Consider the following 14,346-nt stretch of genomic DNA (forward strand, 5'->3'; position numbering starts at 1 on the left):
GAAGGTGACGCTCCGTTTCTTGAAAAGGATCAATGATGACCGCGTGGACTGCCTTGCCAGCGTAGTAGTCGCCACTCAGCCAGTAGCACCAGCCCATACAGCCCCAGTGCCAAAGTCATCAGGGTGAACGTGGCGACAAAGACCAGCGCAGTGTCGTACTGACCACGCCCGACGTTGATCAGGAAGCCCAGGCCGCGGTTAGACCCCACCAGTTCGCCCACCACGGCGCCGATGACCGAAAGGGTTGCCCCGATGCGCAATCCTCCCAGGAAGAGAGGCAGGGCGGCAGGGATTTCCAGGTAGCGCAGGGTCTGCCAGCGGGTGGCGCGCAGGGTGTGCATCAGCGCGCGCAAGTCACGCGGCACCGCCCGCACCCCAACGACTGTGTTGACCAGAACGGGGAAGAAAACAATCAGGGCGCAGATGAGCACCTTGGAGAGCATGCCCGGCCCAAACCAGATCACCAGCAGGGGCGCGATGGCCACGGTCGGAATGGCTTGACTGGCAACCAGGTACGGCCCGATCAGGCGCTCCAACAGGGGCGAGCGCGCCAGCAGATAACCCAGGAAGGTGGCGAGGGTGACGCCGATCCCCAACCCCAGGCAGACCTCTTGCAGGGTGGCCAGGGTATGGCGCGCCAGGGAGCCATCGGCCAGGGCGATGCCAAAACGCGCGCCCACCTGCCCGGGTGAGGGGAGGATGAAAGGAGGCAAACGGGTGAGGCGCACGATAAGTTCCCACGCGGCTACGGCTAACCCGAGCGATGCCAGCGTCCAGGCACTTTGGGTTAACCAATGGGGAAGCTTGGCTCGGGATTGGGTGATCGCCTTAACCTGCGTTGTCATTCCAGTTGACTCCCAAACGTAAATGCCCCGAAGGCATAAACGTCTTCGGGGCATCTGAATACAACCCAATTCAAGGGTTTTTACATCCCGCCTTCTCCCATCCGGACTTTACCGTCGACTCCGGAATTCCACCGGATCCTGCGCCGTAAGACGCTCGTGGGTTTTCACCACCGATCGGGAATTGGGAGGCGCACCTCCCTCACCCTGCCCCGAAGGCGTACTATGCACTTGTCGGATGGTCTTAGTTTAACCCTGGGAGGGGGAAATGTCAACCGTTTTGTGCGTCCGTGCACAAAGCGGTCTATCCCCCGATCTCGCTCATGACCCGATTGAGCGCAATCTCGCCTTCGGCCAGACCGTGCCCCCAGGGTTTTTCCCAGATGCTCTCCACAATGAGTTGGCGCATCTCTTCCCAGGTGGCGCCGTTGCGCAAAGGGGTGAGCAAGTCCACTTCTTTATCGCGGAGGAGGCACAGGCGCAACCGTCCGTCGGCGGTTAAACGGGCGCGGGTGCACGCAGCACAAAACGGCAGGGTCACCGAAGCGATAAACCCCAGCGTGCCTAATGCACCCGGCAGGCGGTAGAGGCGGGCCTCGCCATCCAGTTCACCGCCGTTAATTGGCTCAACTGCGCCAAAGGCCGCTTCCAGGCGCGCCAGCATCTCGGCAGTTGAGACCACTTGGGAGCGCTGAAAGTCACTGATACCGCCCAATGGCATCATCTCGATGAAACGTACCTGCCACGCGTGCTCATAGGTCAGGCGCGCCAGATCCACAATATCGGCTTCGTTATATCCGCGCACCACCACCGCATTGATCTTGATCGGGGTGAGGCCGGCTTCCTCGGCGGCCAGGATGCCTTCCCAAACCTGGCGCAAGTTACCCCAGCGGGTAATTTTGTGAAAACGCACCGGATCCAGGGTGTCCAGGCTGATATTGACGCGTTGTAACCCGGCGGCTTTGAGCGGGCGGGCCAGTTTGCCCAGTAACACACCGTTGGTGGTCATGGTGAGGGAACGAATTCCCGGCGTGGCGGCGATTTCCCGCACCAGATCCACCACATTGGCGCGCACGGTCGGCTCGCCCCCGGTCAAGCGAATTTTGTCAAACCCCAGGCTGGCGAAAAGGCGCACCAGGAAGATGATTTCTTCGTCTTGCAACATCTCCGCGGGGGGGCGGAAGGTCATATCCTCGGGCATGCAGTACACGCAGCGCAGGTTACAGTGATCGGTCAGGCTGATGCGCAGATAGTGAATGCGGCGACCAAAACGGTCGAGAGCCACGTTTCAACTCCCTTTGAAAAGAAACCCTTCGTTTCTTACTCATCATTATACAAAAAACCCGGGCTTTGAGCCATAACCCGAGGGGTGATTTTTGACTTGAGGAAAGAAGAGATTTGTCCGAGACATCATTATAGACTAATCAAGTAGCAAATATCAGGATACTTGTAGTGTTTTCGTATGACGCATGACACTACCCAAGGATTGGGGGAGCGTTCCATAATCAGAATAGAACCCATCCCAGCCCGCCTCGTTGTCATTAATTTCCATACCAACCAGGAGGAACGGATGCCCCCCAAGGGACGAATTGTCGTTAATGACTTATACTGTAAGGGTTGTGAATTGTGTGTGGCGGCCTGCCCGCAGGAAGTGATGGGGCTGGATATGGGCCGCATCACCGTCAAGGGCTATCACCCGGCGACGCTGGTCAAAGAAGGTTGTACCGGGTGCGGCGTGTGCGCGGTGGTCTGCCCCGAGGCGGCCATCACGGTTTATCGCGAAGCGGTGCGCCCGCGTGTCGCGGCAGCTGCGGCTTAGGAGGCAACCCATGGCGCGCGAGTTGTGGAAAGGGAACATTGCCATTGCCGAAGCCGCGGTGCGGGCGGGGTTGGAGGCCTATTTTGGCTACCCCATCACCCCGCAAACCGAATTACTGGAATACCTCTCCATGCGTATGCCCGAACTGGGACGGGTCTTCGTCCAGGCTGAAAGTGAATTGGGTGCGATTAACATGGTCTACGGCGCAGCCTGCACCGGGGTGCGGGTGATGACCTCATCCTCCAGTCCGGGCATCAGTCTGATGATGGAGGGCCTTTCGTACATCGCCGGCACCGAGGTGCCGGTGGTGCTGGTGGACGTTATGCGCGGCGGTCCCGGCCTGGGTAATATTGCACCGGCGCAAGGGGATTACAACCAGATTGTCCATGGCGGCGGGCACGGCGATTATCGCCCAATTGTCCTGGCGCCGTCCAGTATCCAGGAAGCAATTGACCTGACCATGCTGGCGTTCGATTTGGCCGAAGCCTATCGCGCGATTACGGTAGTATTGCTGGATGGCAGCCTGGGGCAAATGATGGAGCCGGCGGAGATGCCCCCGATGCGCCCGCTCAAGACTACCTACCCCGATTGGGCTGTGCGCGGGGCCATGGGCCGCGAGCGGCGCGTGCTCTCTTCGATTTACCTTGACCCGCCGCTGGAAGAAGAGGCGAATCTGCGTATCCTGCGCCGCTGGGTGCAGATTGAGGCGAACGAGGTGCGCTACAAGGGCTATTACCTGGACGATGCTCGCTTTGTCGTCGTCGGGTTTGGCACGGCCGGGCGGGTGGCGCTTTCGGCGGTGCGCGCGGCGCGGGCCGAGGGCATTCGCGTGGGGTTACTGCGCCCGATCACCGTCAGCCCCTTCCCAACCCGGGTGATCCGCGAGTTGGCCGAACAGATCGAGGGCTTTTTGGTGGTGGAGATGAACACCGGCCAGATGCTGGAAGACGTGCTACGCGCGGTGGAAGGGCGCGCGCCGGTGGAATTCTTCGCCCGTGTTGGCGGTGTCATGCCCCTGCCGGATGAAGTCCTGGACGAGATCAAGCGCATGGCTACGGCGCCGCTCACCGTGGATGGCCATCCGCGTGATCGTTGGCTACAACGCATGTTAGCGCAGGCTTAGGGAGGATCGCGCATGACTTTAGCAGATTTGGAAACACTGGTTTATGCTCGTCCGGCATCCTTGACCGAGATGCCGACCCACTATTGCCCCGGTTGTACCCACGGGGTGGCTCATCGTCTGATCGCCGAAGTCATTGATGAGATGAACCTGCGCGAGCGCACCATCGGCGTGGCATCGGTGGGGTGCTCGGTGTTCGCCTATAACTACTTTGATTTCGATTGGGTGCAGGCGCCGCATGGTCGCGCGCCGGCCATGGCGACCGGCGTCAAGCGCGTGCTACCCGATCGCGTGGTCATCACATACCAGGGCGATGGCGATATGGCGTCCATCGGTATGGGCGAGGTGGTGCACGCAGCGGCGCGGGGTGAAAACATCACCGTCTTCTTTATCAACAACGCCAACTACGGCATGACCGGCGGGCAAATGGCGCCCACTACCCTGCCGGGGCAAAAGACCACCACCTCGCCGCGCGGGCGGGATGTGGAAACGCAGGGGTACCCGGTGCGTGCTGCCGAATTGTTGGCGACCCTGGAAGGCGCCAGTTACGTGGTGCGCCGTAGCCTGCACGATCCTAAGAACATCCGCCTGGCTAAAAAAGCCATCCGTCTGGCACTGGAAACTCAGGTGCGTGGGTTGGGCTTTTCGATGGTTGAACTGCTCTCGATTTGCCCGACCAACTGGGGCATGACCCCGGTGCAGTCGCTCAAATGGCTGGAAGAGCACATGATCCCCTATTTCCCACTCGGGGATTACAAGGTGCATCCGGCGGTTGCTGAGATCAAGGTCTAGGGAGGGCAAGCAACCATGCAAACCGAGATTATCATTGCCGGTTTTGGCGGTCAGGGCGTGCTCTTCGCCGGGCAACTGCTGGCCTACGCCGCCATGGATAACGGCCTGGAAGTGACGTGGATCCCTTCCTACGGCCCGGAGATGCGCGGCGGCACTGCGAACTGTACGGTGATCATTGCCGATGAGGAGATCGGTTCGCCCATTGTGCGCAACCCACAAGTGGCGCTGGTGCTCAACCGTCCTTCGCTGGATAAATACGAGCCGCTGGTTAAACCAGGTGGGTTGCTGGTGGTTAACGCCTCGCTGGTGGATCGCAATGTAGATCGGCGCGATATCCGCACCGTGCTGGTTCCGGCCAACGAGATCGCCGAGCACCTGGGTGACCGCCGCGTGGCCAACATGGTGATGTTGGGGGCCATGTTGAGCAATCAGCCCATCCTCACCCTGGACGCGGTGGTCAAGGCCATGGAAGCACATCTGCTCTCACGCCATCGCAATTTGTTGCCGCTCAACGTGGCCGCGCTCCAGGAAGGCGCCAAATACCTGGCTGAACAACTGCAATCGGTTTGAACCTCAGGGCGCGGGTGACCCCCGCGCCTTTTTCATCGCCATCCCAGGCGCAGGTTCTGACCGTCGCTGGTAAGTTCCAGCGTGCCATGCAGGCCGGTCGCCAGCCAGCCGGGGGGCAAAGGCTGGCCGGGCTGCCCCATCAGCACCCCCAGGTCAGGGAGTGCATCGGCAGGGATTGCGATCCCCTCGCCACGCAAGATGAGGCCATCCAGGGTCACCCCCTGGACGTTGAGGTGTGCCAGCGTCTCGGTTGGCCAAACCGCACCGGCGATGAGCAGGTCAAGACGGCCATGGTGCACCAGCAATGGCACCTGTCCTTGTTCAGCCGGGAGCACAGTCAGGGCCAAGTCGGGCGGCAGGTCCAGCACCTGCGCGGTGGCCAGTGGCTGCTGGGGGATGCCCGCCGTATCCAGAGCGCGCGCCAGGCGGGTATGGGTGCGGGTGGTAGCCGTGGCGGTCGCCCAGAATACTCGGCCTACTTCGTAACGTTGGAGGCTCAGGATCAGCCCTTCCAGCGGCGCGGCCCGTGGGCTGGTAACCAGCATGGCATCCAATCGTCGCCCCAACACCGGAAGGTAGTGGCCTAACTGGGCATCCAGGGCATTGGCCGAGGGGGCACCATCCAGAAGCAGGGTCTGTCCGCCCGGGGCGCGAATCAACACCGCCTGTGAGTCGGGGAGGTCAAACAACACCAGATGCAGATTTCCATCCGGGCGGTAGAGCACGCCGTTCCAGGCCAGTACCGTGGATAACCCCAGTGCCCCGATCAGGAGGCTTCCGCGCAAGGCCGGGCGCCAGGCCGCCTGCTGCCAAGCGAGGGTGAAGCCTAATACCACGGCGTAGTAAAGCAACACGCTCCCAAATTCGAAGGGAGGCAGGGTCAGCGAGGCCAGGGCGTTCTGGCTCAGCCCCAAAACGATGCGGTTGGTATAGGCGGCCAATGGCCAGGCCAGCCCGGCCAGCACCTGCCCTACGGCAGGGGCGAGGAGACCAATCAGCAGGCTTAGCCCACCCAGCACCATCAGCGCCGGTTGGGCCGGCAGGATCAGGGGATTGGCGATGAGCAGGCTGAGCGAGAAGCGTCGAAAATGGGCCAGGAGAACTGGCAAGGTGGTGACTTGAGCGGCCAGCGTAACCAGCACGTACTCCCCCATCGCGGCAGCCAGGCGCCCTGCCCAGGGCGCGCGCCAGCGTTGGGTGAGGGTGCGCGTGAATACGCTTTGCAGCGGTTCGGCATAAAGGATCAATCCCAGCGTTGCCATCACCGAGAGTTGAAACGAGACCTCCCAGGGCAGGGTGGGATTGAAGAGGCACAACAGTGCCGCGCTGAAGGCCAGCGCGTTCAGGGCTGCCGAAGAACGCCCGATCAGCCGCGCCAGCAGCGCCAAACCGCTCATCAACGCCGCGCGCAAGACGGCCGGATCACCCCCGACCAGGAGGGCGTACAACCCCATTCCAATCAACGAGAGAAAACTGGCCATGCCCAGGGGGAAAATTCGCCCCAGCACCGCCAATAGGGTGCCGCTGAGCAGGGTCATGTTGAATCCCGAGATGGCGATGATGTGCGCTGTGCCGGTAATCTGATAAGCCCGTTCCAGCGGCAGGGGAAAATCTTCGTCCAAACCCAGCAGGATGCCGTTGACTAAGGCGGCTTCCGGCTGGGGATAAAAGCGATTTGCCAGCGCGTAGGCTCGCTGGCGTAGGGCCTCCAGGCCGGCGATGAGCAGGTTGCCGCGCGAGCCGGGCAAAGGTCGCGCCAGGGGGTAGGTCATTTGAGTGTAAATGCCGCGGCGTTCCAGGTAGGCGCGGTAGGAAAAGGCCTCGCTCTCTTCTGGTGGATTTGGCGCGCCGCGGAGTTCCAGGCGCTGGCCGTAGTCCCAGGTCTGGAACGGCCAGAGGGTCACCAGAACGCGCCCCTGCACCTTTTGGATATTCCCAGCGGGGGCTTCCAACTGCTCGGCGCAGACCGTCAGCAGGGTCACCCGTTCCCGCCGATCCGGTGGAGCGCAGATCCACCCCGTGAGGGTCACCTGGCCCTGGGCGTGCCAGGCGATTAATCGTTGGGTTGGGTTGTGTGCGCTCTGGTGCAGGGTGTAACGCAGGGCCCCTGTTCCGAGCGCTAGAGGCAGCGCCAGCAATGGCAGGGGTAGCCAGGAAACGCGCCAGCGGTGCCGTACCGGTGGCCAGGCAAGGCCCGCTGCGCTGAGCAGGCTCAGACCGCCCCACCCCCACGCCGGCAGGGGAAACGCGGCGGCCAGGCCGACCCCGCTCAGGAAAGCCAGCGCCAGCCAGAACAGCGGCACAGCGCCCTCACCAGCGCGCCGGGACGGGGGATGAACATCGGGGTGCGGCGGGCATAATCTACGTACGCCGTCCCGAATTCGGCGCGCAGTTTGGCCTCTTCCAGCCGGGCGCCAATGATAAAGTAAGCCGTGGCGGCCAGGTTAAACGCAAGCAAATTCCAGGTCATCAGGGGCATGAACCACAAGGCCAGCAAAGACCCGGTGTAGAGCGGATGACGCATCAGGGCATAGACGTCCTCGGTCACCAGGCGCGACGGCAGCGCGGGCATTTGTCCCAAGGCCTGGGGCAAACCCAAGAAGGCCATGGCACCCGTCGCACGCAGGCCGCGCCAGACGATCCATACTCCAAGCCCCTGTGCGGCCAGGCTCAGCCCCAGCCAAGGCCAATTCAGACGGTAGAGGATGCTATCCGGCAGCAGGACCATCAACCCCAGCACCGGGAGCAGGGTCAAGCCACCTAGCAGCGAGAACAACAAGCGGTAGTAGCGCTGCACCCAGGCTTCTCCCAGGCGATGCGCCAGAAGGCGCTTGACGGTGTGTGAGGCCAGCACGGAATGAAGCACCCCATAAAGCGCCATCGCCAGCAACACCGCGCTGAACCCGCTTGCCGTCATGGGGCTGTCTCCCTAGGCCGGGAGAGGCAGGGCTTCTAACTGCGCGACCAGATCGCTCAGGACGTCAAACCCGCCCTGCCAAAAGGCGGCTTGGGTGACATCCACCCCGGCCTCATTCAATATCTGAATCGGGGCTTTGGCACCACCGGCTTCCAAGATGCGCAGATACCGCGGGCGGAAGGATGCCCCTTCGCGCCGGTATTGTTGATAAAGCGACAGCACCAGCAATTGCCCAAAGGCGTAGGCATAGACGTAGAAGGGAGCTTCGTAAAAATGCGGGATGGAGACCCACTCCCATTTGAATTCCTCGCTCAGTTCGACGGCATCCCCGAACTGCTCGCGCAGGTTCTCCAGGTATGCTGCCGCCAGGTCTTCCAGCGGGGCATCCTGGCGGATCATCTCGTGCGCCTGGCGTTCAAAGAGGGCAAAGAAGGCCTGACGTTGAATCGTGCCGTAGGCATCGTCCATCTGGCGGAAGAGCAAGTCCGCGCGCACGGCTTCGTCCGGCTCTTCGTTGAGCAAGCGATCCACCAACAGCATCTCACCGAAGGTCGAGGCGGTCTCAGCCAGGGGCAGAGTGGCATGGAACGTTAGCACGCTGTGGTGCTCGGCCAGCATGGAATGGATGGCGTGGCCCAATTCGTGCGCCAGGGTAGCGACATCGTGCGTGCGCCCGTTGTAGTTGGTCAGCACCCAGGGGGTCAGGCCGGGCACCGCGCTCCAGCAAAATGCGCCGCCGCGTTTGCCGTGGCGGATCTCGGAATCGAGGTGTTTCTGCTCAAACACGCGCTGGGCCAGGCGGGCAATGCGCGGCTCAAACGCCTCGAAGGAGTCTAAGACCAACCATGCTGCCTGCTCGAAAGGATAGAGTTTATCGGCCTGGGTGACCGGGGCATAAATGTCATAACGACGCAGGCGGTCCACGCCCAACCAGCGCGCCTTAAGGCGGAAGAAGCGGCGGAAGACCTCGGTATTGGCACGGCACACCTCAAGTAGTGTGTCTACAACCTCATCCGGCAGGTCGTTCATCTTATTGCGGGCGGAAATCGGGCTGGGGTGCTTGCGCAGGGTGACCTGCTCGTTGTACCAATCCCGCACGATGGCTTGATAGATTTGCGCCAGGATGGGGGCTTCCTCGCCGTAAACGCGGTAGAGTTCGCGGTAAGCCGCGGCGCGCAAATCGGGGTTAGGGCCGCGGGCGTAGGTCATCAGCGCGTCGCGGGTGAGCGCTTTCTCTTCACCATCTACGATCAGTTTGAACACATAGCGGCTGGTGATGGATTCATAGAGGCGCTGGAGGGCGCTCGATCCGGTCACATTTTTGAGGTTGATGATCTTCTCTTCCGGTTCGCTGAGGGTGTGGGAACGGAAGCGGCGCAGGGTCTCTAACCAGTAGCGTCGGTCACCAGAGACGGCCAGCAGTCGTTCTGCGGCGGCATCCGGTAGCGCCTTCCACCACAGTTCGAAGAACAGGGTGCGGTTGGCCAGTTCGGCCAGGAACTGCTCCACCCGCGCCACCAGGGTTTGCGCGGTGGTGTTGCGGGTGTCTTCACTGAACAGCAGGTTGGCATAGCCGTAAAGGCGGGATGCCAGATCATGGAGGCGCTCAATGCGATCCAGGATGGCCTGGAATTCGCTCTCAGGCAAATCGTCGCGCAGGGTGGGGCGCAGGGCTTCAAGCGCTGCGGTTTGTGTTTCCAGTTGTTGAAAGGCGGCTTCCAGTTCCGGGCTTTGGGGTCCGGGGAACAGATCATCCAGTGACCAGCGAGTTTGGGTAAAGACGGCATCCGTCATAGGGGTAACCTCGTTCCAGGGAGATCACGAACGATGATGGGGTAATGGTTTTATTTTACTCAAGAATCGGCGGGCTGCCAGCCGGTTGTCGCTGCCCATTCTTCGGCGGCCAGATAAATCAAATCGCCTGCCGGGTCTTTGACCTCGGAATACACGTCGGGATCGGGCAGGTAGCGGGCGAGGCGGCGTTTCAATTCAGCATAGGCCGCGGCCGTGGCCGGGTGGGCGCGCAGGTAATCGCGAAAGAGGAGCGGGTAGCGCTGGTTGGCCCGCCCTTGCACGCGTACGTGCAGGTGCACCCGTGGCTGGCCGGGGGGCGCGGTGAAAAACCATTTTTCCCAATCCGCCTCCTCGCCGCTTGCGCCGGGCGGACGGTGGTCGCGGGTGATTTCGGGGCGCCAGAGATAGCCCAGCCCTTGCAATACCGTAATCACGCGCGGGTCGAGAGCAGGCACGGTGATCTGGATATCAATGACATCTTTGGCGGCCAGTCCCGGCACGGCAGTCGAGCCGATGTGATCAATCCGTAAGACCAAATTGCCCAGGGCTTGGCGCAGGGTTTCGGCCAGCGCGGCAAAGCGTTGCGACCATTCGGCTTGGTAGGGGAGAATCTCGGGAGACATGGGGGAACCGTAAGGCGAATACTTGTGGATTTCACCTATTCTATCACCGCGAGGGAATAAATGGGCTTTAGCCGGCAGGTAGAACGTGAGTCCATGGTTTCCCGAGACGGCTTCCAGGAAGGTGATAAAACTATTTGACTTTTCCTTTCTTTCTGGCTATACTAGGTGCAGACAACGGGGAGCCCGGTGAGGCCGGGCTGAGAGGAGGGCCGTCCAGCCCTCGACCCGCAGAACCTGATCCGGGTAATGCCGGCGGAGGGACGATAGCACGAAGTTATCGCTCATTTTCCCGCCCTCCGCCCCGCTTGGAGGGCGGGCGTTTTTGGAGCACATCGAATGACGCGTGCTGTGATCTTTGCCAATGGCGAACTCCCAAACCCTACCGCGATTGCGGGCTGGCTGCAGCCCCAGGATTTCCTGGTTGCTGCCGATGGTGGTCTCGCGCATGTTCGCCGTCTGGGGCGCTATCCGCATCTGCTCATCGGCGATCTGGATTCGGTGACGGCGGAGCACCTGGCCGAGTTGCAGGCGCGGGGAGTGCGCATCGAACGCTACCCGGCGGAGAAGAACGAAACCGACCTGGAATTGGCCCTTTTGTGGGTAGCGCGGGCTGGCTATCACACCATCCGCGTGGTGGCGGCCCTCGGCGGACGCCTGGATCAGACCCTGGGCAACCTTTTCCTGCTCATGCTGCCGGAACTGGCCACCTGTGATGTGCGCTTGGAGGATGGTGCACAGGAAGTTTTCCTCATCCGCGATCAGGCGACCCTCACGGGCGAACCAGGGGAGACGGTCTCGTTGCTCCCCCTCACCGGTCCGGCGCATGGCATCACCACCCAGGGACTGCGGTACCCCCTGCGGGGTGAGTCGCTGTACCCGGAGCGCACCCGCGGCATCAGCAACGAACTGATCGCCCCGCAGGCCACGGTGCGGCTGGATCACGGCCTGCTCCTCTGCATCCACACCCACCGCTCCCCTCAACCCCTTATCGGAGGTGTCGGATGAAAGCCTTAATGTCACGTCTGGTTGTTCTGTTCATGCTCGCGCTCATCTTGGTAGCCTGTGCGCCGGCTGTCCCCACGACGCCTACCGCGACCCCCGCGGCAACGGCGACGATCGGGCCGGTTGAACCCACGGCACCCCCCGCTGCTTCACCTACCCCGGCGGCGCCGACCGAACTGCGCATCATGACCCACGATTCGTTCGCCGCCAGCGAAGAGGTCATCGCCGAGTTTGAGCGCCAGTACAACGTAAAATTGGTCATTCTGCCCAGCGGTGATACCGGTGCCATGCTCAGCCAGGCCATCTTGACGAAAAATGCGCCCCTAGCGGATGTGCTCTATGGGGTGGATAACACCTTCCTCTCACGGGCGCTGAAAGAAGACCTCTTTGAGCCCTACCGCTCACCCTTGCTGGAAAATATCCCCCCTGAGTTCATCCTCGATCCCGAGTATCGCGTCTTGCCGGTGGATTACGGCGATGTGTGCATCAACTACGATAAGCGTTATTTCGCCGAGCGCAACCTGCCGGTGCCACAATCGCTGGAAGACCTGCTCAAACCCGAATATAAGGGCTTGCTGGTGGTGGAAAACCCGGCCACGTCTTCACCCGGCCTGGCGTTCCTGATGGCCACCATTGCCCATTTCGGCGATCCGGGCTATCTGGACTTCTGGAAAGGGTTGCGTGAGAACGGCGTGGTTGTGGTCAACGATTGGGAGACGGCCTACTACACCAACTTCAGCGGCTCATCGGGTAAGGGGCCACAGCCGATGGTGGTTTCGTACGGTTCCAGCCCGCCGGCCGAGGTGATCTTCGCCGAGCAGCCGCTGGATGAGGCGCCCACGGCGTCCATCGTCGCACCGGACACCTGCTTCCGCCAGATCGAGTTTGTGGGCATTCTCAAAGGCACCTCCCAGCGCGCTCTGGCCGAGAAGTGGGTGGATTACATGCTGGATCGCCGTTTCCAGGAAGATATGCCGTTGCAGATGTTCGTCTTCCCGGTTAACCGCCAGGCGCAACTGCCCGAAGCCTTTGTGAAGTATGCCCAGATTCCCGAAAAGCCGGCGACGCTGGATCCGAACCTGATCGCCGAAAAGCGGGAGGCCTGGATCGAGGCCTGGACGGAGACGGTGCTGCGGTGAGCGGCACGATGCCTTATCCGATGGGGAAAACCGCCGCGCGCCGGACGTTGTGGTCTACGCTGGTGCTGTGGCTGCCGCCATTGCTCTTCCTGCTCATCTTTTACTTCACCCCACTGCTCAGCATTCTGAGCCTGGCCGGTGAGGCCCTACTCCGCGAGGGCCTTGCCGCCGGGCTGGGGGCGCGCCTGTGGCGCCCGCTCCGCTTCACGCTCTGGCAGGCCGGCCTTTCCACCGCGCTGACATTGCTGGTCGGCCTGCCCGGGGCGTATCTTTTCGGACGCTTCACCTTTCCGGGTAAGGGTTGGCTGCGTGTCTTAACCACCTTGCCGTTCATCCTGCCCACGGTCGTCGTGGCCGCCGGTTTCAATGCGCTGATCGGGCCGCGCGGTTGGCTTAACGTGCTGCTGATGCAGGCGTTGGGGCTGAGCGAGCCCCCGATTCGCTTGATGCACTCGCTGGGGGCGATCTTACTGGCGCATGTCTTCTACAACACCACCATCATCCTGCGCGTCGTCGGCAGCGCCTGGGCCCAACTCGACCCACGCCTGGAACAGGCGGCGCGGGTGTTGGGGGCATCGCCCTGGCGCACGTTGTGGGAGGTCACCCTGCCCCTGCTCCGTCCGGCGATCCTGGCGGCGACCCTGCTGGTGTTTTTATTCGATTTCACCAGTTTTGGCGTTATTCTGCTGCTGGGTGGGCCACGCTTCGCCACGCTGGAAGTGGAAATCTACCTGCAAGCTCTGCAAATGCTCAACTTACCCCTGGCCGGCTTGCTTTCGGTGGTGCAACTGGCCTGCACCTTGATCTTCCTTCTGCTCTACCAACGGGTGGCGGCGCAGGTTAATGTCCCGGTGACGCCGCGGGTGCAGGGGGAGGGCATACACTCGCCGCACACGCCGGGCGAGCGTGCTTTCGTCGTCGGCATGGTGGGGGTGTTGGGTGTGCTACTGCTCTTACCCATGGCGGCACTGCCGTTGCGTTCGGTGGCCCGCCTGGAAGCCGCGCGAGGCGAGCGCAGGACGGTGACCCCCGGCCTGACGCTGGATTATTACCGCGAACTCTTCATCAACCGCCGCGGTTCCTATTTTTACGTCCCCCCGATTCAAGCCGCGCGCAATTCGCTGCTTTATGCCGGGGCGACGATGGCGCTGGCGCTCAGCCTGGGCGGGCTGACTACCGCGGCGATGACGCGGTTACGCCGCCCGCCGCGCTGGCTGGATCCGCTGCTCATGCTCCCGCTGGGTACCTCGGCGGTAACCCTGGGATTGGGATTCATCGTGGTCTTCAATCGTCCGCCTTTGGTGGCACGCGATTTTCCGCTCATGATTCCCATTGCGCATACCCTGGTGGCGTTGCCCTTCGTGGTGCGCACCCTGCAGCCGGCACTGGCCGCCATCCCGACCAATCTGCGCCAGGCCGCGGCGGTGTTGGGCGCTTCACCCTGGCGGGTGTGGTGGGAGGTGGATTTTCCGATCGTCCTGCGCGCGGTGATTGTGGCGGCCGTATTTGCGTTCACCGCCTCGCTGGGCGAGTTCGGTGCGACCATGTTCCTGGTGCGTCCGGAATATCCGACCGTGCCGGTTGCGATTTACCGTTTCATTTCCCAACCGGGAGCGTTGAATTACGGTCAGGCGTTAGCGATGTCCACGATTCTGATGGCATTGTGTGGGCTGGGGGTGGCAGTGATCGAACGCCTGCGCCTGCCGGGCTGGCCGCAGACCTGGTGAG

13 protein-coding genes and 2 riboswitches are annotated in these 14,346 nt (G+C 62.0%); of the genes, 7 read left to right on the forward strand and 6 right to left on the reverse strand.

All coding sequences use genetic code 11. From position 1 onward, the window contains the following. Positions 1-29 precede the first annotated feature (29 nt). Together QYE77_RS09765 and moaA are read right to left on the reverse strand one after the other, a co-directional pair. Complete coding sequence (locus QYE77_RS09765) at positions 30-845, reverse strand: ABC transporter permease (RefSeq protein ID WP_315625216.1); 816 nt, start codon at positions 843-845, stop codon at positions 30-32. A gap of 85 nt (positions 846-930) precedes the next feature. Continuing rightward, positions 931-1,066, reverse strand: a riboswitch (FMN riboswitch). Positions 1,067-1,146: 80 nt separating this feature from the next. Beyond that, complete coding sequence (gene moaA / locus QYE77_RS09770) at positions 1,147-2,127, reverse strand: GTP 3',8-cyclase MoaA (RefSeq protein WP_315625217.1); 981 nt, start codon at positions 2,125-2,127, stop codon at positions 1,147-1,149. Between the two features lie 177 nt (positions 2,128-2,304). Here moaA and QYE77_RS09775 point away from each other — a divergent pair, with 177 nt between their 5' ends. Genes QYE77_RS09775 through QYE77_RS09790 form a run of 4 tightly spaced genes read left to right on the forward strand, consistent with a single transcriptional unit; the run spans position 2,305 to position 5,143 of the window. Further along, the gene (locus QYE77_RS09775; protein WP_315625218.1) at positions 2,305-2,661 is read left to right on the forward strand and encodes a 4Fe-4S dicluster domain-containing protein; all 357 of its coding nucleotides are present in this window, start codon (positions 2,305-2,307) and stop codon (positions 2,659-2,661) included. A gap of 10 nt (positions 2,662-2,671) precedes the next feature. Next, positions 2,672-3,784, forward strand: a complete 1,113-nt coding sequence (gene vorB, locus QYE77_RS09780) for a 3-methyl-2-oxobutanoate dehydrogenase subunit VorB (RefSeq protein WP_315625219.1) — start codon at positions 2,672-2,674, stop codon at positions 3,782-3,784. A 12-nt stretch (positions 3,785-3,796) separates the two neighbouring features. Further along, positions 3,797-4,573, forward strand: coding sequence for a thiamine pyrophosphate-dependent enzyme (locus QYE77_RS09785; protein ID WP_315625220.1), 777 nt, complete (start codon positions 3,797-3,799; stop codon positions 4,571-4,573). A 15-nt stretch (positions 4,574-4,588) separates the two neighbouring features. Continuing rightward, on the forward strand, positions 4,589-5,143 hold the full coding sequence (locus tag QYE77_RS09790) for a 2-oxoacid:acceptor oxidoreductase family protein (protein WP_315625221.1): 555 nt from the start codon (positions 4,589-4,591) through the stop codon (positions 5,141-5,143). A gap of 32 nt (positions 5,144-5,175) precedes the next feature. On the opposite strand, the gene QYE77_RS09795 is transcribed toward QYE77_RS09790, so the two are convergent. Genes QYE77_RS09795 through QYE77_RS09810 form a run of 4 tightly spaced genes read right to left on the reverse strand, consistent with a single transcriptional unit; the run spans position 5,176 to position 10,477 of the window. Then, positions 5,176-7,446, reverse strand: a complete 2,271-nt coding sequence (locus QYE77_RS09795; RefSeq protein ID WP_315625222.1) for a ComEC/Rec2 family competence protein — start codon at positions 7,444-7,446, stop codon at positions 5,176-5,178. Continuing rightward, positions 7,413-8,060 (reverse strand): methyltransferase family protein, encoded by a 648-nt coding sequence (locus QYE77_RS09800; RefSeq protein ID WP_315625223.1) that lies wholly within the window; start codon positions 8,058-8,060, stop codon positions 7,413-7,415. The genes QYE77_RS09795 and QYE77_RS09800 overlap by 34 nt, the downstream gene beginning before the upstream one ends. 12 nt (positions 8,061-8,072) lie before the next feature. Further along, on the reverse strand, positions 8,073-9,854 hold the full coding sequence (locus QYE77_RS09805; RefSeq protein WP_315625224.1) for a M3 family oligoendopeptidase: 1,782 nt from the start codon (positions 9,852-9,854) through the stop codon (positions 8,073-8,075). A gap of 59 nt (positions 9,855-9,913) precedes the next feature. Further along, positions 9,914-10,477: a GrpB family protein gene (locus QYE77_RS09810; RefSeq protein WP_315625225.1), complete on the reverse strand. Its 564-nt coding sequence runs from the start codon at positions 10,475-10,477 to the stop codon at positions 9,914-9,916. A gap of 165 nt (positions 10,478-10,642) precedes the next feature. Next, a riboswitch (TPP riboswitch) is annotated at positions 10,643-10,755 on the forward strand. Positions 10,756-10,813: 58 nt separating this feature from the next. Between QYE77_RS09810 and QYE77_RS09815 the strand changes: the two genes are divergently transcribed. The 3 genes from QYE77_RS09815 to QYE77_RS09825 are packed head-to-tail and all read left to right on the forward strand — an operon-like array spanning position 10,814 to position 14,345. Beyond that, complete coding sequence (locus QYE77_RS09815; RefSeq protein WP_315625226.1) at positions 10,814-11,482, forward strand: thiamine diphosphokinase; 669 nt, start codon at positions 10,814-10,816, stop codon at positions 11,480-11,482. Further along, positions 11,479-12,618 (forward strand): thiamine ABC transporter substrate-binding protein, encoded by a 1,140-nt coding sequence (locus tag QYE77_RS09820; protein WP_315625227.1) that lies wholly within the window; start codon positions 11,479-11,481, stop codon positions 12,616-12,618. The genes QYE77_RS09815 and QYE77_RS09820 overlap by 4 nt, the downstream gene beginning before the upstream one ends. Then, positions 12,615-14,345 (forward strand): ABC transporter permease, encoded by a 1,731-nt coding sequence (locus QYE77_RS09825; RefSeq protein ID WP_315625228.1) that lies wholly within the window; start codon positions 12,615-12,617, stop codon positions 14,343-14,345. Before QYE77_RS09820 ends, QYE77_RS09825 begins: the two co-directional genes overlap by 4 nt. Position 14,346: the final 1 nt, after the last annotated feature.

The organism is Thermanaerothrix solaris, assembly GCF_032334255.1.
GTDB classification, from domain to species: Bacteria; Chloroflexota; Anaerolineae; order Anaerolineales; family Anaerolineaceae; genus Thermanaerothrix; species Thermanaerothrix solaris.